Annotated in this window: 21 protein-coding genes and 1 tRNA gene; 18 read left to right on the forward strand and 4 right to left on the reverse strand. The window is 47.7% G+C overall.

Annotated features, from left to right (window positions below; all coding sequences use genetic code 11):
- Positions 1–63 precede the first annotated feature (63 nt).
- Entirely contained in the window at positions 64–1,023 is a 960-nt protein-coding gene (locus tag OZ401_RS01045; RefSeq protein WP_341468856.1) for an HD domain-containing protein, read from the forward strand.
- 10 nt (positions 1,024–1,033) lie between these two features.
- Here the strand turns inward: OZ401_RS01045 and OZ401_RS01050 are convergent, their stop codons facing one another.
- Positions 1,034–2,056, reverse strand: coding sequence for an alpha/beta hydrolase family protein (locus tag OZ401_RS01050; RefSeq protein WP_341468857.1), 1,023 nt, complete (start codon positions 2,054–2,056; stop codon positions 1,034–1,036).
- Positions 2,057–2,067: 11 nt separating this feature from the next.
- Complete coding sequence (locus OZ401_RS01055; protein WP_341468858.1) at positions 2,068–2,751, reverse strand: GNAT family N-acetyltransferase; 684 nt, start codon at positions 2,749–2,751, stop codon at positions 2,068–2,070.
- Positions 2,752–2,928: 177 nt separating this feature from the next.
- Between OZ401_RS01055 and OZ401_RS01060 the strand changes: the two genes are divergently transcribed.
- The 15 genes from OZ401_RS01060 (at position 2,929) to OZ401_RS01130 (ending at position 17,976) form a co-directional block, all read left to right on the forward strand.
- Complete coding sequence (locus tag OZ401_RS01060) at positions 2,929–3,510, forward strand: helix-turn-helix domain-containing protein (protein WP_341468859.1); 582 nt, start codon at positions 2,929–2,931, stop codon at positions 3,508–3,510.
- A gap of 21 nt (positions 3,511–3,531) precedes the next feature.
- Complete coding sequence (locus tag OZ401_RS01065; protein ID WP_341468860.1) at positions 3,532–3,750, forward strand: PLDc N-terminal domain-containing protein; 219 nt, start codon at positions 3,532–3,534, stop codon at positions 3,748–3,750.
- Between the two features lie 2 nt (positions 3,751–3,752).
- Positions 3,753–4,715 carry an ABC transporter ATP-binding protein gene (locus OZ401_RS01070; protein WP_341468861.1) on the forward strand — a complete coding sequence of 321 codons (963 nt, stop codon included), beginning with the start codon at positions 3,753–3,755 and terminating at the stop codon, positions 4,713–4,715.
- On the forward strand, positions 4,712–5,494 hold the full coding sequence (locus OZ401_RS01075) for an ABC transporter permease (protein ID WP_341468862.1): 783 nt from the start codon (positions 4,712–4,714) through the stop codon (positions 5,492–5,494). The genes OZ401_RS01070 and OZ401_RS01075 overlap by 4 nt, the downstream gene beginning before the upstream one ends.
- Before the next feature lie 610 nt (positions 5,495–6,104).
- Positions 6,105–6,230 (forward strand): hypothetical protein, encoded by a 126-nt coding sequence (locus OZ401_RS01080; RefSeq protein WP_341468863.1) that lies wholly within the window; start codon positions 6,105–6,107, stop codon positions 6,228–6,230.
- A 141-nt stretch (positions 6,231–6,371) separates the two neighbouring features.
- Positions 6,372–6,977 (forward strand): recombination mediator RecR, encoded by a 606-nt coding sequence (recR, locus tag OZ401_RS01085; protein ID WP_341468864.1) that lies wholly within the window; start codon positions 6,372–6,374, stop codon positions 6,975–6,977.
- 9 nt (positions 6,978–6,986) lie between these two features.
- On the forward strand, positions 6,987–9,332 hold the full coding sequence (locus OZ401_RS01090) for an MGH1-like glycoside hydrolase domain-containing protein (protein ID WP_341468865.1): 2,346 nt from the start codon (positions 6,987–6,989) through the stop codon (positions 9,330–9,332).
- A 150-nt stretch (positions 9,333–9,482) separates the two neighbouring features.
- Positions 9,483–9,878, forward strand: a complete 396-nt coding sequence (locus OZ401_RS01095; protein WP_341468866.1) for a hypothetical protein — start codon at positions 9,483–9,485, stop codon at positions 9,876–9,878.
- Between the two features lie 128 nt (positions 9,879–10,006).
- A complete protein-coding gene (ilvD, locus tag OZ401_RS01100; protein WP_341468867.1) occupies positions 10,007–11,710 on the forward strand; it encodes a dihydroxy-acid dehydratase in 1,704 nt (567 codons plus the stop codon).
- Between the two features lies 1 nt (position 11,711).
- Positions 11,712–12,458, forward strand: a complete 747-nt coding sequence (locus tag OZ401_RS01105; protein WP_341468868.1) for a WecB/TagA/CpsF family glycosyltransferase — start codon at positions 11,712–11,714, stop codon at positions 12,456–12,458.
- A gap of 10 nt (positions 12,459–12,468) precedes the next feature.
- Positions 12,469–13,488: a hypothetical protein gene (locus OZ401_RS01110; protein WP_341468869.1), complete on the forward strand. Its 1,020-nt coding sequence runs from the start codon at positions 12,469–12,471 to the stop codon at positions 13,486–13,488.
- A 9-nt stretch (positions 13,489–13,497) separates the two neighbouring features.
- Positions 13,498–14,502 carry a bifunctional heptose 7-phosphate kinase/heptose 1-phosphate adenyltransferase gene (locus tag OZ401_RS01115; RefSeq protein ID WP_341468870.1) on the forward strand — a complete coding sequence of 335 codons (1,005 nt, stop codon included), beginning with the start codon at positions 13,498–13,500 and terminating at the stop codon, positions 14,500–14,502.
- Position 14,503: 1 nt separating this feature from the next.
- Complete coding sequence (locus tag OZ401_RS01120) at positions 14,504–15,022, forward strand: adenylyltransferase/cytidyltransferase family protein (RefSeq protein WP_341468871.1); 519 nt, start codon at positions 14,504–14,506, stop codon at positions 15,020–15,022.
- A gap of 186 nt (positions 15,023–15,208) precedes the next feature.
- Positions 15,209–16,402 (forward strand): FHA domain-containing protein, encoded by a 1,194-nt coding sequence (locus OZ401_RS01125; RefSeq protein ID WP_341468872.1) that lies wholly within the window; start codon positions 15,209–15,211, stop codon positions 16,400–16,402.
- A 71-nt stretch (positions 16,403–16,473) separates the two neighbouring features.
- A complete protein-coding gene (locus tag OZ401_RS01130; RefSeq protein ID WP_341468873.1) occupies positions 16,474–17,976 on the forward strand; it encodes a lipopolysaccharide biosynthesis protein in 1,503 nt (500 codons plus the stop codon).
- On the opposite strand, the gene OZ401_RS01135 is transcribed toward OZ401_RS01130, so the two are convergent.
- A complete protein-coding gene (locus tag OZ401_RS01135; protein ID WP_341468874.1) occupies positions 17,973–19,127 on the reverse strand; it encodes a glycosyltransferase family 2 protein in 1,155 nt (384 codons plus the stop codon). The two genes, OZ401_RS01130 and OZ401_RS01135, sit on opposite strands and share 4 nt — an antisense overlap.
- 126 nt (positions 19,128–19,253) lie before the next feature.
- Positions 19,254–19,868 (reverse strand): hypothetical protein, encoded by a 615-nt coding sequence (locus OZ401_RS01140; RefSeq protein WP_341468875.1) that lies wholly within the window; start codon positions 19,866–19,868, stop codon positions 19,254–19,256.
- A gap of 175 nt (positions 19,869–20,043) precedes the next feature.
- Between OZ401_RS01140 and OZ401_RS01145 the strand changes: the two genes are divergently transcribed.
- Positions 20,044–20,535 (forward strand): arsinothricin resistance N-acetyltransferase ArsN1 family A, encoded by a 492-nt coding sequence (locus tag OZ401_RS01145; RefSeq protein ID WP_341468876.1) that lies wholly within the window; start codon positions 20,044–20,046, stop codon positions 20,533–20,535.
- A 303-nt stretch (positions 20,536–20,838) separates the two neighbouring features.
- Positions 20,839–20,911: transfer RNA gene (locus tag OZ401_RS01150), tRNA-Ala, on the forward strand.
- The last annotated feature ends 116 nt before the right edge of the window (positions 20,912–21,027 follow it).

Consider the following 21,027-nt stretch of genomic DNA (forward strand, 5'->3'; position numbering starts at 1 on the left):
TTCCGGTTTTTGCACGTATATTCGAGATGCATTTATTTAGAGAAAGTGAAAGGAACATTATAATTGTTTGACATAGACATAAAAACGCTGGAGGAAATTGAAAAAACCCTCGGCGAACAGGACATCCTTACCAAAGATGAGCCTGAAATGAAAGTAAGTTTGAAGGAAGAAGATCGTGAAGAGGCTATTCCCACTGAAATCCCAACCGCCGATGTGGAAGTTACGCCTGAAACTACCCATAAATCGCTGGCGCGAATCACTGTACCGGTGCGGCACAATGATAAGTTGACGGCTATTCTTGAGCGGGTCAATCAGGATATTGAGCTACAGACGATGTGGCGGTGTGCCAATATCAATGCGGTTGATCGGCTTGGTATTAGTGATCATGGGCGTGTACATGTGCAGATAGTGGCGAATATTGGTCTTAAGATGTTGCGTTTGTTGCACGAAGCGGGGGTTGTACCTAGTATCGTTCAGCATCACAATCTGAGTTTTGAAGATGCGGAAGTGGTGGTGGTGCTAGGCGCTTTGCTACACGATATCGGTATCTGTGTGCATCGGGAAGAGCATGAGCATCATAGTTTGTGGCTTGCCGATCGCAAAATGATCGAATTGCTGGATGGAATTTACGATATTGAACAGCGTACCATCGTTAAATCGGAAGTACTACATGCCATAATTGCCCATGCGCGTAGCCAGAAATGCCTGACTATCGAAGCGGGAGTGGTGAAAGTAGCGGATGCACTGGATATGGCGAAAGGACGCTCACGGATACCCTTCGAGGCAGGACACATCAATATTCATTCCGCTTCGGCGTACGCTATCCAAAGCGTTGAGCTAAAAGCCGGTGTAGAAAAGCCGATTCACATTCAGGTGAACATGAGCAATTCCGCCGGTATTTTCCAGATTGACGAATTGCTCAAGAAAAAAATCCAGAATAGCAGCATCAAGGACTATCTGGAACTCGTTGCCAGTATCGGCGCTGAAACCGAAGAGAAGCTAATCCCGGTTTACCACATGTAAGCTTAGCTTCTCATCCAGCCAACCACTTGAGGAAGAATTCGCGGGCGGCGCGTCTGCCATCGCTCGTGAAGCCTGCGCTCATATGCCCAAGCGGTATGCGGGTAATCATTGCACTCCATTGTTGCGCCAGCTTTTCGGTTTCGGAAACCGGACAAGCTCGGTCGGCAATAGCCTCAATAATCAAGATGCGCTGTGAATCAATAGCAGGTTTATGATTGGCGGGGTTAATTGCTGCCAGCGCTTCTTCGGTTTGTGCTTCCGAAATACCCAACTTTTCTAGGTCTTTACGCACCAACCGGGTGTAGGTGCTGTGCCAGAGCGAGGCGCTGGCGCTAACTGCCGGGATAATCAATACCCCACAACTAATGGACGGTTCTGCCACAAGTACCAAACCGCTCATTAACCCGCCCAGACTCTTGCCAAGCAAGCCAATCTGCTTAATTCCCCGCCCTCTTAGCCATTTGATGATAGCGCGAATGTCGGCAACTGCCTGTCGCGCCCCTTCAAACCCTGCCGTTAGGTCGGCGGTTATACTCATTTCACCGCTTTGTGCGCCGGGTGGGGTGCGGCTCATATGGAAAGGCAGTTCCAGCATTAACACGTTATAGCCAAGCAGTTCGACCCATCCTATGGGTAGACGCAACCATATATGGGGATCGTAAGCCATCCAGCCATGCGCGAAGACAATAGTGGGCGCTTTCTCTCTGCCGGGCTGATATAACCACCATGCCTTTACAATATCATTTGATGGGTTTCCCGTAGGCATTGGGCTAGTGAAACTGAGTTGCTCTAACTGATATTCAACTCCTACCGCAAATAACTGGGGAGGGCGCTTGCTAATTTTTCGGCTAATAACCGGCATTTCCGGCTCAGGAAATAGAATTTCTTCTGAGACTCCGCTCCATGCGGCGAGCTTAGCCAATTCTTCGGGCTTACAACTTTGATGGTGCAACTTGTGTCGTTGTACTTGCATCAGGGCTGTAAGGGTTACGAAACTAACTTCGTCAAAAACTGATCCTAGTTTTTCTATCATAATAAAAATCTCTAACGGGGTTTTTCAAGTCTTACTGCGAAGAATAAAGCAATTTCACGGTTAGCATAGTATGAGCTATTGTAACCGCAAAAGAAAAAGCCATGTTGTTGGCAAAAAGCAATTGCCGGGTAGTTTTTGGTTTGAAGCTCCACCATTATCGAACGCAAGCGATAACGATCAGCCCAACGGCGTGCTTCGGTGAAAAGGGCAGTTCCAATACCGCGGCGACGGTACTCCATTTGAATACTGGCGCTGGTAACCCACGCGATATGGCGTGGTCCATCCACCGTCAAACCTACATAGCCGATTAACTCTTTATGGGTTTGTTCTGTGCCTGTTTGGGGCGAATGTTCTGGGTCATAGGCTTCTGCCACCAGCAGAAAATCGGTGCGCTTCCACTCACTCAGCAGATATTGGTCGCTCCACGGAGAAGGCATTGCCAGCGGTCGCGGCAAGCGACTCGGCACAAACTCAACTTTGTAAGAAGGTAATTGACGCTTATCAGGTTTACCGACCAACTGGGAACGGGCTTTGGAGGGTTGTGACTCAGCTTCTTCCTGATAATCAGTATGGTCGTTAAAATTTTCCGTCATCTGCCAGACATGGGTAGTAACGTAGCCGCTGTCAATTTCGAGGCATAAAGGTAGGTCATCCAGTTCGGCGGCGCGTAGCCGATAAGTTAGCGGTGTAGGCATAATGTATTTCAGCAGCTAATCACTATTTCAACATGAGCCTTTTTCAGTTTAACACATGTTTTATCCGACTGCATATCTATGCGAAGTAGGTCTAAAGGCTTATTGAATATTACCAACAATGAGAATATAATCATTTGTGGGAACGGGAAATCTTGCATAGATTAAGAGGGGTTTCTTTTGAAAGAACTGAATAAAAAGCTTGAGTTAATACTGCATCCGGTGCGAATAAGGATTTTAACCGCGTTGCATAACCGCAATCTTACGCCACAGGAATTATCGGATGAGCTGGTTTCAGTGCCATCCGCCACTCTCTATCGCCAGCTTAATCGCATGCTAGAGGGTGGGCTGGTAAAAGTAGCGGAAGAGCGTCCGGTACGAGGTACGGTTGAAAAAGTCTATGCTCTTAATCTGGAAGCGCCCGGTCTTACGCAGGCGGATTTGGAAAAAGCTACCCGCGAAGATTTACTCCAGCTTTTTACCCTTTTCACTATTTCATCTATTGGCGATTTCTCGCGTTACTTGCAAGCGGTTGAAAAACCTGATTTCCTGAAGGATGGGGTGGCTTTTACCAAAGCGCCCTTATATCTAAGCGATGAAGAGTTAGCTCTTTTGAACAGGCAGATAGCCGAGCTTTTGTTAAAGGCGCTTGAGAACAAACCCTCACCGGAAAGACGTTACCGTTTCTGGAGTACGATTGTGATGCCATCGCTTGAGCAAACTGATGATTTACCGTTAAACGGAAAGGAGTTGGGCGACTGAGTTCACAGCCGCTCTCAAATTATGGATACAGGCACAATTATAATGGCAGTTTTACCACTGGCGCTTATTTCGTTGGCTTTGGAGATTTTTGCTCTGGTAGATTTAATCCGCCGCGACCGCCGCGAAGTGCAGGGCGAAAATAAGTGGATTTGGGTGGCTATCATAGTGTTAGTCAGCACCATCGGCTCGCTTGTGTATCTGTTAGCCGGGCGCAAGCCACGCATAGAAGGTATGGAGTAGCCATGAGTGATGCAATTGTATGCGAGGGGCTGACAAAGCAATATAACTCGCGGGTGGTTTTGAATAACCTTTTTCTAAAGGTTCCTGAAAATACCGTATTCGGTTTCCTAGGTCCGAACGGAGCAGGAAAAACCACTACGATGAAGATTTTAACCGGGCAAATCAAGCCTTCTGGTGGCAAAGCGCACGTGGCAGGGGTAGAAGTGAAAATCGGTTCACCGGAGAGTCGGCGGTTTACCGGCTATTTGACCGAGACTCCCAACTATTACGGCTGGATGACCGGGCGAGAATTGTTGGAATGGGTGGGCGAGCTTTTTGGTATGACCACTTCAGATCGGAAGGCTCGTTCTAAAGAATTATTGCGGCTGGTAGGCATTGAAGAGGCGGGAAATCGCAAGGTTGTCACCTATAGCGGCGGTATGCGCCAACGTCTTGGCATCGCTCAAGCCTTGGTGAATCGTCCTAAAGTAGTTTTTCTGGATGAGCCGGTGAGCGCACTTGACCCGGTTGGTCGGCGCGATGTGCTGTTATTGTTGGATCGCATCCGGCAGGATACCACCGTTTTTATGTCCAGCCATGTATTGGCGGATGTAGATAGGGTTTGCGACCATGTTGCCATTCTAGATAAAGGCAATCTGGTAGTGTCGGGTTCTACGACTGAGCTTAAAGAGCGTTATTCCCATCCTGCTCTTTGGATAACCTTAGAAGGGGGCTACCCGGAAGCCGTGAAACTGGCAGAAAGCTTGAAAACCCTGCCGGAAGTCAAATATGCTATCCCTGACGAGTACGGGCGAGTTAACCTTGAATTGGTGAATGAGCAGGCAGTTCATAAAGCCGGGCAATATATCCCGCGAATGATTAGTGAAATGAACCTGAATCTAGCGGGCTATCAGGCTGCTATACCAAATTTGGAAGAAATATTTATTCAGGTGGTAAATCAAAGAGAAGGAGTGCAGCAGGCATGAGCACTACAGTACCCCTATTAAAAAAAGAAATGCTAGAGCAATGGCGCACCAATAAACTGATAATTGCCTTTGTAGCTTTTGTAATAACGGGTTTGCAAGGTCCGGTAATTGCTAAAATTTTGCCCGATATAATAAAAAATGCCAGCGGTAGCATGAGCGGTATGCAGATTATTATTCCAAAACAAACTAGCCTAGATGCAATTTTATCATTTTTCAATAGTATGGCTACTATGCCTGCGCTGATAATGATTTTGCTGGCGATGGGTTCAATTGCCGGAGAGCGCGAAAGAGGTACGCTGGTTTTTATGCTCACTAAACCGGTAAGTCGCACCAGTGTAATACTGGCAAAATATTTCACTTATCTGGCGGTGGTTATTGGCGCAACTCTGGTAAGCGCGCTGGTATCAGGTTATTACACAATATTACTGTTTGATAGCAATTTTGAATTTGGCAATTATTTGCTGTTAAACCTGACAATGATAGTATTTGAGGCTTTTCTCCTTGCAATAATAATTCTAGCCAGTAGCCTTTTCAAAAGCGGGATTGCGGCAGGGGGCATCAGTTTGCTGACAGTGTTAGTTTTTACCACTGTTATACAATTTTTGCCGAGCTATCAAAAATATTCTCCACAAGCTGTATTTGACCCCACTTTTGGTAGAGAATTGATGACCGGAGTTGCGCCACTTTCAGATTTGTTGTTGCCAAATCTGGTCGGGATAGCTCTATCGGCGCTGGTATTGGCAGTTGCTTGCTTTGCTTCAGAACGTCGCGAAATATAAAAAAGGTCATTTTGATAGTTACCTACCTCAGCCAGGTGCAATACTTGGCTGAGGTTTTATTTCAAATGTGGAATCACCCCAAGCCTTAGTGCCGTTCCGGTTCGGTTTTCTCCTCTCCTTCGATTCTTAATATAGCGAAATTGCCTAGGTCGCTATAAACTGCCGCTCCACTGATTTAAATTATCTCCGCAAAATATTGTGAAAAATTAAACTTAATCATTATAATGCAAAAATACACATATCTTAATTAATTGCTAAACGGCTATGTAGCCGTGAGAAACAGGCATGCAGCAAACGGCGCTATATATTTGCACTTTACCAAAGGGATAATCTATATTATCACAATTACTTTGTGAAATAGCGTTCTAAATTTAGACAAAATGTGAAAATTCGCACTTTGTTGATTAATCACAATCATTTTGTATAATTATTTTACAAGTTCGCCGGATGCTGTGCAATTTCACACAAACTGCAAATCCCCGGAATTTTTCGGAAAAGCGAGCATTTATAGATACGGTTGGAGTAAAATACCCGGCGCTGCTCATTAAACCGTAACAGTTTTAACCTCTGCGATATTTCAAGGAAGAAACTAAGGAAAGGATTTGCCGAAATGAATAAACTTCGCACTCGCCCGGATTTGGTCATCGCTCTGTGTATTACGATTCTTGCTATCATTTTCGCATTGATTATGCTTGTGACCTATATGCCCGGCTTGCCTTACATAAAGAACTACTAGATTCACTGGTAGTAATAAGAAATTTGAGAGCGGTAGCCCGTTGGCTCCGCTCTTTTCTTTTCCCTTTTTGGCGCTTGATGCTAAAATAGCAGATATGTGCCTGAGTTAATATTTATCCGGTTTCTTCAAAGGGATTTGTTGATGAAAATTTTGCCTGAACCGATTACCCGGCTGATAGATGAATTGAACAAGCTACCCACTATTGGACCTAAAACCGCTTCTCGTCTCGCTTTTTATATCTTGCGCGAACCGAAAGACGATGCCGAAGCGTTGGCTCGCGCTATACGAGATGTCAAAGAGCATATAACCTATTGTTCAGTGTGTTACAACCTCAGCGATGGCGAACTCTGCACCGTTTGTAGCAGCCGAGAGCGCGATCGGAGTGTGCTGTGTGTGGTGGAAGACCCGCTGGATGTGCTGGCTATCGAGAAAACGCATGAGTTTAACGGGATGTACCATATCCTGCACGGTCATATTGACCCGCTGAATAATGTAGGTCCTGAAGACTTGCGTATCCGAGAGCTAATCAACCGGGTCAAATTGAACACTGGTGAAATCAAGGAAGTAATTCTGGCGCTGAACCCTAGCGTAGAAAGTCGTCCTACCGCCCATTACTTGCATCGCCAACTTGTACCAACCGGAGTTCATCTAACGCAACTGGCAACCGGCTTACCCGCAGGTGGCGATTTAGAATATGCCGATGAAATTACTCTTTCCAATGCGCTAAAAGGGCGTAGATCAATTTAGGGAAAAATTATGTTTCCACAAGATGAATACACACCACACGGTTATCTTGATAACCCCGCCCATGCTTGGAAAATACCGGGTCCGGGTGGGGTATTGCGTTCGCGTCCTGCTATCGGAATGGGCTGGCACTATCCAAGCTATGCCGCCGCTTACAATCGCAAATTTGTTTACACTTGCCATCTACAAATCGGGCTGGCGCTGGAAGACGGTACGATTTTGCTGGATAGTTCCGATTTCAAGCGAGGTGGTGTTCGACTAAAGAGCAGCTATCATAGCAAGAATATAATGCGCTTTGATTTTCAGGTAGGAGAAATCAGTGGTAGCGCCGGGTTTTATGTGGGCGACCCGGCAGGTGGTAACGCTTTGCTATGCGATTTTTCAATCCGCAATCTGAGTTCAGTTCGGCGCAAAATCGGGGTGCTGGCATTGCTGGATTACGAGCGCAATTTGGGACAGGGCTTTACATGGGAAAGCGGTATATATGCTCGCTCGTATGAGAATCCCGATTATGCCGGAGAAAATAGCCGGGTTCTTGCCGGGCATACACTAGGAGTTTATCAGGAAGGCACACAATTTCATCTAGCGGTAGCTTCTTTGGATTCTGAAAATGCGCTACCTGTCAGTAATTATACCAACTTGTCAGATTTTGAGGCAGTTCGGGAAGCGTTAAGTAAAGGCAAGTCTGCAACAGCAAGCAGCAACCCCCGTATTAGCTTTAGTCGAATAGAACTGGATTTACCACTCTCCGAGAATGGACACAGCCCGGCTAAGAGGCTATTGTTGGCGGTAGGGCGTGGCGAAAGCGAGAAACAGGCGATTGATATTATTTCGCCGCTGCTGGCAGATAATGGGCATGCCGCGCATGAAATTGCCGAGCATTATCGCAAGGAAGATGGTGACTTCTGGGGGAATGCCCCCAAACTGGGCGGAGATTGGTCTCCTTACCTGCGACGGGGCGTAATTTATGATGTTGAAACCTTGCGTTCGCTAGTGCGTCGTCCTGCCGGAATCTACCGTTATCGTTGGGATGCAATGCAACTGCAAGTCCCTCGCGTGGTATTGGCAGAAGCCGCTTTGGATATGCTCATTCTGAGCTATGCCGACCCCGAAACCGCTAAAGAAGTGTTGCTCGGCACTTTCGCCGACTCGCCCGAACCCAACATCCCGTGTAGCCGTGAAGATGGTTCGTACAACATGATTGCGGCAGATGGCACACCCTGCGGAACTGCCCCCGAATGGTGCTTTCCGTTTCACTGTATTGACCTCGTATATCTGAAAACGGGCGACCACAAATGGTTAGCACAGCTTTATCCCTATCTTGAGGATTATATCGGTTTTTGGATTACGCAACGTTTGGATACGCAAGGTCGCCCTTTTTACATGTGTAGTTGGGAAGCAGGGCAGGATAATTCCCCACGTTTCGGTATCAAGGATGATCCCAGCGGGGGTGGGGCGCTCACTCGGCACATCTACCCGGTTGATTTGCAGGCGGCGTTGGCACAAGCTTGCCGTTTGCTGGCACAATGGGGCGTAGAATTAGGGCAAGACTCTTCCCGTTGGCAAGCATTGGGCGACAGTTTTGCACTTGCCACTCAGCGCATGTTCCATAACGGCTGGTTCCACGATTTCGATACTCGTCAGAACCGCTTTACCGAAGTGCTGGATACAATGCAGTTAGCGCCTTTGCTGTGCCGCGCTGCCACTGCCGAGCAAGTACAAGCTCTCTATCCTATGCTGGCGAATCCGCCTAAACATGGGCAGGTATTTCATCCTTTGATGTGGCCCAGTGTGGCATTTTGCCTGATTGAAGCCTGTCATCAGAGCGGTAGAGCGGACTTAGCCGCGCGTCATAGCTGGAATATCATCGCCCCGGTATATCGCTGGCTAGATTCTGACCCTACCAACGTAGATGTTGACAGTGGTGGGTTGCCGGGTAACGCTCGTGAATACTGGACACAAGTGGTAGCACCGAACGCAGAACCCCCCATAGGCGGTGGCGGCGCTGAGGTTTACGGTTGGGGTTGCCTGACTTCTATGCTATTGTTCCGTTATATCATCGGTTTTGTAGAAGAAGCGCATGGTTTCCGCCTGACACCCAATCTGCCTCCCGAACTATTGCAGGCTGGCAAAACCTATCGTGTTAGCCTGTTGCGCTGCCGCAATGCCAGAGTCGCTCTTAGCTATACTGTGGCTGATAAGCTCGAAATCGCCTTTGAAATCTATTGTGAACGAGCAGCAGCAATAACAATAAAGGACGGAAGCGGCACTTTGCTTTACGATTCACCTCAAGCGATTTATCATACTTTCCGGTTAATTCTTACCAATGCTAGCTCGCTTGATGTCTCAATAATTTAGCCTACAAAGAACCAAGCCCCAGATTTTGTAGCGGAAGTCACCCGGAAGGGTGGCTATCTTTGCTATACTTTTATACTAGAAAACTCGGTTTGATTCTAATGTATTTTCTGGCGTTATTACGCCAAGATATAAATGTGCTGGAGGTGTAGCATGACCCGTTTTGAAGAAACCATCCTGATTGGTGACCCGGTTATGCGCGGGGAAACTCCCAAAGATATACGCGCACTTCAGATGTTTTATCGTCAGGAACAAGCTCAGCAATTAGTGGCACAAATCAAGGCGTGGGGTTTGAATCCTGATGAAATAGAGTATTATCAGGCGACTTTTGAGAAAAACCTATGCGCAGGCACCGGCTTTGAAAGCGAAGGTGGGATTCTCTACAATCGGCGTACAGGCGTTTCAGCGCCTGTTTTGCTGGAATGGGTTTGTCAGTGGAATTGTGGGCTACCTCAGTGGCGCGGGCAGTACAAACCGAAGGTGGAAACCTGCAAGCCTACCTACTTTTTCGCAGGCTATCTCGATGATGACATCGCTAAGTTAAGATAACTTCTTTCGAATTCACCCCTCTACTGACTAGGTAGAGGGGTTTTGTTTTTATGGGGGCGTTAGGTTTGTGGTAAAATTTGAGAGTTCGCAACCTGTAATTGCGCATTTTTGAGAAAGGTTGAGGAGTGATGGAAGAAAATAAGACCAACGGAAATAATAAAAGAAGTCTAAAAATACGTAGTGGCATGACTACAGATGGGCTGGAACGTTCTCCGAATCGTTCGATGCTGCGGGCGGTTGGTTTTACCGATGAAGATTTTACCAAGCCAATGATTGGCGTTGCCAGCACGTGGGCGGAAATTACCCCATGCAACTATCACATCAACAAACTTGCCGAAAAGGTTAAAGAAGGTGTTCGCACTGGTGGCGGAGTACCCCAGATATACAATACGATTACCGTAAGCGATGGAATCTCAATGGGTCACGAAGGCATGAAATATTCCCTACCAAGTCGCGAGGTTATTGCCGATAGTATCGAATTGGTGGCTAACGCTATGCGCTATGATGGGGTGATTGCTATCGGTGGTTGCGATAAAAACATGCCGGGCTGTCTTATGGCGTTAGCGCGTTTGAATATTCCTAGCATTTTTGTGTACGGTGGCACTATTATGCCGGGTACTTGCGGTGGGCGCGATGTGGACATTGTGAGCGTTTTTGAAGCGGTAGGGCAATACGGCGCAGGTACAATCTCAGTTGAACAACTCAAGGACGTAGAAGATAGCGCGATTCCCGGTGCGGGCAGTTGTGGCGGTATGTACACCGCCAACACAATGGCGAGTGCAATTGAGGCTTTGGGAATGGGCTTGCCGGGTAGTAGTTCTATGCCTGCCGTCAGTAGCCGCAAGGAGAGAGAGTGCTTTGAAGCGGGACAAACGCTAATCAAATTACTCGAATTGAACCTGCGACCAAAAGATATTTTGACCAAGGATGCCTTCGAGAACGCTATAACGCTGGTAATGGCGTTGGGCGGTTCCACCAATGCAGTGTTGCACCTCATCGCCATTGCTCGTCAAATTGACGTAGATTTGAGCATGGAAGATTTTGACCGTATCAGTCGCCGCGTACCACACCTCGCCGACCTCAAACCGGGCGGAAAGTATGTGATGGTTGACCTCGACCGGGTAGGTGGTGCGCAAGCGGTATTGAAAGTTCTGCTGAAAGCGGGCTTGCTACATGGGGATGCAATGACCGTATCGGGCAAAACTCTCGCCGAGAATCTCGAAAATGCGCCTGATTTGTCGCTCGACCAGACTATTGTGATGCCTTTGGCTAACCCGCTACGGGCGAGTGGTCCACTCGTTATTCTTAATGGCAACCTCTCACCGGAAGGGGCGGTTTGTAAGATTGCCGGGTTGAAAGATACCACCCACCGAGGACCTGCTATTGTCTTTGACTGCGAAGAGGATTGCTTCAAAGCGATTATGGAAGATCAGGTTAAGGCTGGCGATGTGGTAGTGATTCGTTACGAAGGCCCAAAGGGCGGACCCGGTATGCGCGAAATGTTGGCAGTAACCAGCGCCATAATGGGTAAAGGTCTTGGCGACTCGGTGGGATTAATTACCGATGGGCGTTTCAGCGGCGGTACACACGGCATGGTAGTCGGTCATATTGCGCCGGAAGCCGCGCTAGGTGGCCCAATCGGACTGGTGCAAAACGGGGATATTATCGAAATTAATGCCGAAACCTACTCCCTAAATCTGGAAGTTTCGGAAGAGGAACTGGCGAAACGCCGTGAGGGTTGGACAGCGCCAGAACCGCGCTACACTCGTGGCGTGCTGGCGAAATACGCCAAATTGGTGCGCTCGGCGGCGGAAGGCGCGATTACCGATTAGGATGCAATCGCGCAATATTTTGGGAGTACGGGTTGACGATGTGACGTTGGACGAAGTGGTTGCGCTCATCGAAGAGTGGGCGCATGAAAAAGACTCGCTTAGTCGTCTAGTCGTTACCGCAAACCCAGAATATATTATGGCAGCCCGGAGCAACGCCTCTTTCCGAGAATTGGTTAACTCGGCAGCACTGGTAACACCAGATGGGGTTGGATTACTCTATGCCGGTAAATTGCTACGGCAGCCCTTCCGGAGTAGGGTTACAGGCGTGGCTTTGGTACATGCACTGGCAAAATGCAGCGCCGAAAGCGATTTAAGCTTGTTTTTGCTAGGTGCGGCTGAGGGAGTGGCGGAAGCGGCTGCTGAGTCGCTTCGAAAGCAATATCCGGGCGTGAAAATCGCCGGGTGTTTTGCCGGAAATGCTGCCTCTGATGGTGATTTCGAGACGCTGACAAAAGTCCGTAGGGCGCAACCACACATTGTATTGGTTGCTTATGGAATGGTGAAACAAGATTACTGGGCTGCACGTAACTTAAGTAAGAGCGGTGCGGCGCTCTCAATTGGCGTAGGCGGCGTTTTTGACTATATTTCAGGACGCACCCGTCTTGCCCCATTATGGGTCAGGCGAGCTGGTTTGGAATGGCTTTATCGCTTAGGGCGAGAACCCAAGCGCTGGCGGCGCATTTTAGAGGCTGTGCCCTTTTTTGGGGCAGTGGTATTACTAGAAGCCGCCCGTCAGCGGTTACGTTAGTCTGGAGTAAATGGTGTCAACATCACATCGAAATGAAATAGATAGCAATCCGAACCCGGAAGATCGTCTTTATCTTAAATGTGGCGCGTGCGGGAAAGCAGTATTAACCCGTGATATGACTTTAATTGCGGAAGGAGTGCGCTGCCGGGAGTGCATGGCAAAAATTGATTCGCAGTACGCTTCTTTCAAGGCAAAACTTAATGGGGATGAACCCTCGCCCCAATTTACGGGAACTACCACCGAACCGCCGCCTCAAGCTACACGACCTGTAATTGAAATCAACGTAGATACTACTTTCTGCAAACGTCATCCTACAATTGAAACAGGCTTGAAGTGCGGGCGCTGTGGCACGCCCATTTGCCCACGCTGTATGGTTTATACCCCGGTTGGAGTGCGCTGTCCAGATTGCGCCCGGACACCTGTGCCCACAGTAGGTGTGTCTGGAAACACTCAGGCACAAGCCAAACCGCGTGATACCGGATTTCGCACCTATTGGAAGCGCGAAACACTGAGAGAACCTATCCGAACTCGCCACTATGTGTTGGCAGCATTGGCAGCAGTTGGCACGGCGTTTGTCGCTGCACTGGTCTGGGGCTTTCTACTGGGCAACACCTTCAGAGGTATCCCTGTTTTTGTACCAGAGTCGACCTGGTTTTCAACCCCAACGAGTGATGAGCCGAACCTGCTGGCGCAATATGTCGCACGTTCTTTTATTGGCTCAATCCATCTTTTCCCGGAAATATTTCTAGCGTTGCTTGTAAGCGAAGCAATTTCACGAGCTACCGGAGATAAGCGCACCCGCGGGTTGCAGTTTATTGCGGTTGGTGGTGTGCTGCTTGGTATTTTCCTTACTTTTGTAGTGTTGAGTGCGCGTATTTTCATCAATTACAGCAATGGGTTTCCACCGCTTATGGATTTGCTTAACTCGGCAATAGGGGCATTCGGTCAGATGTTTCAGGGCGATAATCTGGCAGTGCCTATTTTTTGGTTTGTGGCTTTGGCTTTGTCGTGGATGCGTCTTAGTCGATAAAAATATAATATGCTAACTTCAGAACGTCTCAGGAATTACCTGCCTCTTTTCGAGGGTAAATGCGTGGTAGTGGTAGGTGATTTATACCACGATGAATATATCATGGGCAAACCCAGTCGGATTTCGCGGGAAGCGCCCATTGTGGTGCTGGAATACCGCAGCCGCCGTATTGTGCCGGGTGGGGCAACTGCCCCCGCTTGTAATGTGGTCGCGCTTGGCGGCAAAGCCTACCAATTAGGTGTAATCGGTAATGATGCGCCGGGAAGTGAGTTGCTAGAAGCTCTCAGTTCAAGGGGCGTTAATATCGATGGGTGTGTGGTTGACTATGCACGCCCTACTACCAATAAATTAAGAGTGGTTGCCGAAGGTGATCATATCTTTCCACAGCAAGTTGCTCGTATAGATCATGCCGTTCGCACTCCAATTAACGGTGAGGTAGAACGGCAGTTGGTAGATTACTTGCGCCGTATTACTCCACAGGTAGATGCAATTTTATTTTCAGATTATAAATGTGGGGTAGTACAGGAAAGGGTTATCGCCGCCGCGCTGGAGGTAGCAGCAGAGTATAACACTCCCATCATCGTTGACTCTCAGGGAGACTTAAGCAATTTTCGGCGTTGCACCCTGATTAAATGTAATTTGCAGGAAGCAGAAACCTATCTTGGTTTTGCACTGGAAAATGAAACTATATTTGCAGAGGCAATGAACCGTCTTTGCAGCGAATTACAGGCACAGGTGGTAGTAATCACTCGCGGCGCTGACGGTATATCGGTGGTAGATGCGAGCGGACAATATTTTCACACTCCTGTAGCTGCGCCCAGTGAAGTTTTCGATGTCACAGGCGCGGGTGATGCGGTTATCGCCGTGTTGGCGTTGGCGTGGGTAGCTAAAGTTCCGCTTCAAGATGCGACACACTTGGCAAATTCGGCTGGGCAGGTTGTAATTCAAAAACTCGGTAATGCTACAATCTACCGTCGTGATTTGGATGAAGAATTAGGCAAATTGCGGGGTTAAGATGAACGAGCGAATACTAGAACGTGATAATCTGGCAGAATTTGGCGAACTCTGCCGCAAACAAGGCAAGCGTCTGATTTTCACAAATGGCGTTTTTGATTTGATGCATATTGGACATGTCCGATGTTTGTGGGCTGCCCGGAATATGGGCGATTTACTGATAGTGGGTGTAAACAGTGATAGCTCTACCCGCAAACTAAAAGGAAACCTTCGTCCGCTTATCCCAGAGCAAGACCGGGCTGAAATGTTACTCTCTCTGCGCTGCGTGGATTACGTAACCATTTTTGAAGAAATAAGCGCCGATGAGACTCTTATGTTGTTAAAGCCTGCGCTCTATGTAAAGGGTGGCGATTATACTCTCTCCGACCAATCAGAGTCTAAACCCGATGCCAAACCGTTGATGGAAGAAAAAACTGTTAAGTCCTATGGTGGCGAAGTAGCATTGATTCCCTATTTGAAAGGTTATTCTACCACCTCATTGATTGAGAAAATACTAACTGTCTTCAGGTTAAGTAATTGATTGATAATAAAAGTATTTGTATAATGAATTCGCTGTACTTTTCACTAAAGGGCATTATTATCATTTCAACCTGTATAATAATATTAATATCCAGCTTTATTCTGGCGGTTAGGTTCTTGGACAAGGGAATAACTTTCACCCGCCAACGCGCCATAGTTAAGAACTAAGAAAGGTAGGTTATTACCTATGCAATTGGTAGTGCAGAGCGGTGCTGAGCCTGGACGCACATATGACCTGAGACCCGGCAAATTATCTTTAGGTCGTCAATCTGTAAATGATGTGGTAATTAGCGATGAACAGGCTTCCCGGCGGCATGCCGACTTGGAGGTGACTGCAAACGGTCTATTAGTAACCGATAACAATTCTGCTAACGGTACTTTCGTTAATGGAACACGGGTTAGTTCACCGCAGTTGTTAAAACCCGGAGATACTTTGCAAATAGGCACTACCGTGCTAAAACTTGTGGATGGACAAAGTGGCGCCAGCACCATACCAAGCGGTTACGAGCAACCCGCTCCCCCCGCGCTGGCACAGGATTTTAATGCACCTTATTCCCCGCCCGCTGCTGCTCCTCAATCGGCATACGGCGCACCCGCTGCCCCGGCTGCGGATTACAGTGTATATGGGCAAGCTGCTCCTCCGGCTCAACCGGCATACGGTGGCTACGAGCAGCCAGCACAGCAACAATATGGTGGCTACGGTCAGGCGGCGGCACAACCCGCCCAACCGGCATACGGTGGCTACGAGCAGCCAGCACAGCAGCAATATGGTGGATACGGGCAAGCCGCTCAACCTTCCCAACCTGCATACGGCGGTTATGATCAACCACAGCAATATGGCGTTCCACCTTATGGCGCTGCCGCCGCACCTGCTAAAAAAGGCAAAATGGGCTTACTTATCGGCATTATCGGTGCCGTAGTAGTAATTGGTATTGTAGCGGTAGTCTTGTTCGTGTTCGTACTTGGCGGTGGCGGCGGAAGCGGCTTGGGAGATTTGCCTGCGCCCAACAATTCCGAGAAACTCACTGTAAGCGATGCGGATCAAAGCGTGCTTCAAAACAGTACTGGCTTTCCGAAGGGCGGTAAATTTGCTTATTATAAAACCTCCGAAAAACCGGATGCTCTGAAAACCTTCTATGAAGGCAAGATGAAGGATAAAGGCTGGACTGCTAGCCCCGGCAATATTCTTGCTAGCGGCACATTGTTGCTGGTATTTATTAAAGGTACAGACGGAGCAGAGGTGGTTGCTGCTACTCCTACGAAAGATTCCGATATTCAGGATCTTGAGAAAGGCGCTCCTTCTTTAAAGGGTAAGCTGAAAGTCGGCGATACATTGGTAATTCTCGTTACTGCCAATGCCAAAGACTTTGCCGGTAGTTAGTCTAATAAATCCACATTTTGGGCTGTCAGTCAGGCTTATGCGCTGGTTGGCAGCTTTTAATTTTTATACCAATGACGCATAAAAGATTTCTGGGCGCAATGCTATGGGCGCAATTAGGGCGGCTTGGCGAGGTAGGCTTGAGCTTGCTCTTTATTGTGCTGGTGGTACGTTGGCTCTCCGAATCTAGTTACAGCACCTATACCACTGTTATTAATCTCTTGAACCTGTTCGGGTTGCTTTTCGGGACGGGTATTTCCGAGGGGTTATTGCGGTTTCTGCCGCTGGAACGACAGCAAAGCCCCATTGCCTCTTTTTGGTTATTTCGCCGCCTCTTTTTCGTACTAATTCTTGCCTCCCCTTTGCCTATTCTTTTATTGGTGTTGGGTAAAGACTGGTTGGCGGACTGGCTTAATCAAGCGATTTTTGCGGTTGATCCTTGGTTGCCGGCTACTTTGTTGCTTTTGTTTAATCTGCACGACTTTACAGGTACTTATTTTGTCGCCTCGTTCCGGGTAGGGCGTATCGTGTTAATTCGTTTTCTAGGACAGCTTGTCAATATTTTGGTATTGGCAGTGTGGTTCTGGTTCACCCCGCCCACGGCTGAGATTTTGCTGGCAAGCTTGGCGCTGGTCAATACTGGCATGGTGCTTGCAGTGTTGGTATTACTGGTACAGGACGGTTTGCTGCAAAGAGCAAGGCATAAAGGGTCAATAATACAGACTAAAATGGGGGAGTTGGTGCGCTATTGCCGCGACCAATATGTCATCGGTTTAGCCAATATCGGGCTGATGGGGCAAATCGACATTATATTGTTGGCGTTATTGGCTTCCAATGTAGCGGAAGTTTCCTACTATAGCATAGCTGCCCTTTTAATCTCACGCCTTTACAATCTGATTACAGGGTGGAGCGCGTCCCTCAACTCGATTATTTCTACCGTTTATCTAGAAAAAGGGCAGGCTGGGCTGGCACGCTATTTTACCTATTACTACCGCTTTAGCCTACCGTTGCATCTTATTTCGGTAGTAGGGCTATGGGTGGTGTCGCAGCCGTTGGTTACATTGGTTTTCGGTGAGCGTTATCAATCGGTAGTAATCCTGCTCAATCTGTTTGCGCTTCAACAGATGTTAATGGCGTTGTTGGGCGCTAGCGTTTGCCCTGCTTTTATCAATACGCTTGGGCGACAAAATTATATGGTGCGGTTGCGCTGGCTCTTTGGTCTGCTCAATGTGCTGCTTGATGTTTTGCTTATACCATCATATGGGGCATTGGGCGCGGTAATTGCCACTTCGCTGGCTAATGTGCTGACACGGGCAGCCGAGGCATGGTTGGTGAGAGAGCTTATCGCCAATTTGGGTTTTGCTTATATCCTGAAGATTGGTGCGGGTGTGGCTGTGGCAGGCTTGCTTTGCGCTTTTATTGGTGATGCCGGGTTGGTGATATTGCTGGTACGTGGCACACTTTTTGTGCTAATCTTGTTTGGTATTTTTTATCTGATAAAGCCGGTGGAAGCCGCCGACCGCCTATTGATAACCAATTTACAGCCACGCCTGGCGCGTTTTCTGCTCATGTTTTAGCCCACATATAAACGCCTTGCCATTTCTGTAGCGTACATACGTGTGTAATGCGCCAAAGTTCTATAGTTGCCTACTTCTAGAAATACCGTCGGGTGCTTTGTGATAACAGTGCTTAGGTAAGGCAACGCCTGCGCTGGACGCTTTGCCAGCAACAAGCCGAGTGACATTAATCCAAGCGCGTGGAGTCGGGTTTTCTCCTGCTCTTCTTCGGCTATTTCGGTTGCCAGCAAAACCGCTGCTACCCCTTTTTCAGCTAAGTCATGTCCTCCGTTGAGCGCATACATTTTCAGATAGCTGATAAAAAGTTGCAGCGAGTAGAAAAGGTGGGGCGCTTTCAAATGGGCTTGTTGGAGATGGTATAGTGCCTCTGTTTCGTTGCCGATTGAAAGAAACTGCCCTGCTGCCAGCGCATGGTTGACAAGATAACTGAAAGCCCGATAACGGTGATACTTGATAGGTAGGTTCATTTCTCCGAATGCTTTATCCAACCGTGCAAGATTGCTTTGTACCATCCGGTGGGGGTTACGTGAAGTATTTTGAGCATGAAAGCGATATTGCCATAGCGGCAAAGGCACATGTGCAGGCTTGTAACCCGCTAGTAAAGCCCGTGTAATCCAATCCCAATCCTCAACCCCTATAAGCTTTTCATCTAGCCCCCCGATTTTCTCCCATAAATCACGGGTAATCATCGAGCCGCCGATGGGGAAATAATTATAAGCCAGCACATTTGGCAATCTTACTTCGGCTGCACGCAACCGATGATGCGCTTCTTGAACTTTGCTGTTTATATCAATCACTTGGTAATCCGAGAAAGCCACGCCACTTTTGCGGGCGGCGGAATGCAACACTTCAATATGATTTGGCAATAATCGGTCATCCGCATCAAGCATTAGCAGAAATTTCCCATGGGCAGAATTAACTCCCCGATTACGGGCGACGGGCTGCCCTGCATTTGGCTGCCGAATAAGCCGGATAGTAGGTTCACTTTGGCGCATACTTTCCACCACTTCGGCGGTGCTATCGGTGCTGCCGTCGTCCACCACTATAATTTCTTCAGGAGCAACGCTCTGACGCAATGCGCTTTCCAGAGCATCGCCTATGAATTTCTGCCCGTTATAAACCGGGATGATAACGCTTATACTCGAAAACACGACATATCCCCATCACTTTAGAATCTAGAAGCTCATAGCATTTGTTATGGTTTTGGTTCTAGTTTAGATTTTGCTTCTTATTTTAATATTCGCCTACTAATTTCGGCGACAAGTCTATATAACTTATCAGATATGGGCGGTTGTGGGTAACGTATAGGGTATGTTCCGGCTAGCTAACTGCTCTTGGACTGCTCCAGCCCATTTGATGGGTAAATCTTCCGTGTAGCTGCTTCTACGCCCTGCCGAATCGAGATACTTCACTTTTAGCTTCATCCCGATGAAATAATAAGAAATGATGGTGTGATACGGTATGTATCTTGCTGTGCTAATAATCCCGTTTTCTCTGAATTCAACTTTGCCTAGAGGAATAAATAAAGTTGCGAAGAGGTTGATGGTCAAAAGGCTAAGGGAAAAGTAAAAGGGAAGAGTTTCTGATAGCATAGCCTTATCAGGCGTTAAAGTTAGTGTTAAGATTAAAAAAATCGAGGCAAAGGCACCTATAATAATTGAAACTAATCTCCACCTTGTATCAAAGCTGCACAGCAACACGCCCGCGCTATTTTTCAAGCGGTTTACCTTGCCTCTTTGAATGGCGCTTACAGCGACCATGAAAACGATGTTGAACCCATAAAATATAGCTAAAGTGGGAGGATTATCTTTAACAAGCTGGTATAGAGGGAAGAACCCTAGCAAAATAATGATGCTTATTATTACTGCCAGTGCCTTCTTCAAGCCAACCATTTTAACCTCGATTTCTATGATAAATTTCAGCCTGTAATTTATTAAAAAGTATTGCTAAAGCCTTGTCAATCGTAAAATTAAACCAGGTGAGGTATTGCGCCCACTTTTTTTGCCGATTTGCTACAATACTGACCAAAACTATCTTTAAGTACATTTAGCACTAGGAGAGGTAACAGTGCAAATAAGAGCAGCCCAACTCAATGACTCCCACGCTATCACCGAGATTTACAATCAGGGTATAGATGATCGTATTGCTACCTTTGAAACACGCTCACGCTCTTCCGAAGATATATTGAGCTGGTTTGATGCGCAACATCCAATCGTGGTGATAGAAGAGGCTGGAAAAGTAATCGGTTTCGCTTCTACCTCAGATTACCGGAAGAATCGGGAATGTTATGCCGGTATCGCCGAATTTTCGGTTTATGTAGCGCGTGAAGCACGGGGACGTGGTGCGGGTAAACTGGTGTTGGAGGCTCTTATATATGAGGCGGCAAAAGCTGGATTCTGGAAATTGGTTTCGCGGGTTTTTGTAGAGAATAATGCCAGCCTTAGCTTATTGCGTTCGATAGGGTTTAGAGAGGTTGGCATTTACGAAAAACATGCCAAATTGGAGGGTGTGTGGCGTGATGTGGTGATTGTAGAACGCTTGATTGAGGCAAATCTTTGACGGAGTAACTTCACATAATCATAAGCATAGGGTTATACTTTCAGCCAAAAACCAGATTTTGCGCTTGCAAAAATAATGCGCTTGTGATAATATTTTAGATGCGCCGGGAAGCCGTCGCAATAAGGTTAATAACTGCGAACGGAAGTAGTAAGCCACCGCACCACAGAGAGTTTCCGAGGGTGGGAAGGAAACAAGCAAAGGCTGAACTCGTCCGGGAGTTGCAGCGGTAAACCACACAGGTAGCCGTCGCCGGGAAAGCCCGTTATAGCCGAATCAAGCGGATAGCGCCTTCTACGTTTGCATGGGGATGTAGCTCAGTTGGGAGAGCACAACACTGGCAGTGTTGGGGTCAGGGGTTCGAGCCCCCTCATCTCCATCTTTTTATTAAAGGGTAGGCTCTATCAAGTAGGGTGGTACCGCGCAAGGTCAAACGCCTTTCGTCCCTAAGCAGTCAAGGCTGGCTTATGGGAACGGGGCGTTTTTTGCTTTTAT

Source organism: Candidatus Chlorohelix allophototropha (assembly GCF_030389965.1).
Classification (GTDB): domain Bacteria; phylum Chloroflexota; class Chloroflexia; order Chloroheliales; family Chloroheliaceae; genus Chlorohelix; species Chlorohelix allophototropha.

What these genes read in the sequence shown, in the direction of transcription:
- OZ401_RS01050 (WP_341468857.1), bottom strand. Translation starts at nt 2,056, where the DNA reads ATGATAGAAAAACTAGGATCAGTTTTTGACGAAGTTAGTTTCGTAACC.
- OZ401_RS01055 (WP_341468858.1), bottom strand. Translation starts at nt 2,751, where the DNA reads ATGCCTACACCGCTAACTTATCGGCTACGCGCCGCCGAACTGGATGAC.
- OZ401_RS01065 (WP_341468860.1), top strand. Translation starts at nt 3,532, where the DNA reads ATGGATACAGGCACAATTATAATGGCAGTTTTACCACTGGCGCTTATT.
- OZ401_RS01070 (WP_341468861.1), top strand. Translation starts at nt 3,753, where the DNA reads ATGAGTGATGCAATTGTATGCGAGGGGCTGACAAAGCAATATAACTCG.
- OZ401_RS01075 (WP_341468862.1), top strand. Translation starts at nt 4,712, where the DNA reads ATGAGCACTACAGTACCCCTATTAAAAAAAGAAATGCTAGAGCAATGG.
- OZ401_RS01080 (WP_341468863.1), top strand. Translation starts at nt 6,105, where the DNA reads ATGAATAAACTTCGCACTCGCCCGGATTTGGTCATCGCTCTGTGTATT.
- recR (WP_341468864.1), top strand. Translation starts at nt 6,372, where the DNA reads ATGAAAATTTTGCCTGAACCGATTACCCGGCTGATAGATGAATTGAAC.
- OZ401_RS01090 (WP_341468865.1), top strand. Translation starts at nt 6,987, where the DNA reads ATGTTTCCACAAGATGAATACACACCACACGGTTATCTTGATAACCCC.
- OZ401_RS01095 (WP_341468866.1), top strand. Translation starts at nt 9,483, where the DNA reads ATGACCCGTTTTGAAGAAACCATCCTGATTGGTGACCCGGTTATGCGC.
- ilvD (WP_341468867.1), top strand. Translation starts at nt 10,007, where the DNA reads ATGGAAGAAAATAAGACCAACGGAAATAATAAAAGAAGTCTAAAAATA.
- OZ401_RS01105 (WP_341468868.1), top strand. Translation starts at nt 11,712, where the DNA reads ATGCAATCGCGCAATATTTTGGGAGTACGGGTTGACGATGTGACGTTG.
- OZ401_RS01110 (WP_341468869.1), top strand. Translation starts at nt 12,469, where the DNA reads ATGGTGTCAACATCACATCGAAATGAAATAGATAGCAATCCGAACCCG.
- OZ401_RS01115 (WP_341468870.1), top strand. Translation starts at nt 13,498, where the DNA reads ATGCTAACTTCAGAACGTCTCAGGAATTACCTGCCTCTTTTCGAGGGT.
- OZ401_RS01120 (WP_341468871.1), top strand. Translation starts at nt 14,504, where the DNA reads ATGAACGAGCGAATACTAGAACGTGATAATCTGGCAGAATTTGGCGAA.
- OZ401_RS01125 (WP_341468872.1), top strand. Translation starts at nt 15,209, where the DNA reads ATGCAATTGGTAGTGCAGAGCGGTGCTGAGCCTGGACGCACATATGAC.
- OZ401_RS01130 (WP_341468873.1), top strand. Translation starts at nt 16,474, where the DNA reads ATGACGCATAAAAGATTTCTGGGCGCAATGCTATGGGCGCAATTAGGG.
- OZ401_RS01140 (WP_341468875.1), bottom strand. Translation starts at nt 19,868, where the DNA reads ATGGTTGGCTTGAAGAAGGCACTGGCAGTAATAATAAGCATCATTATT.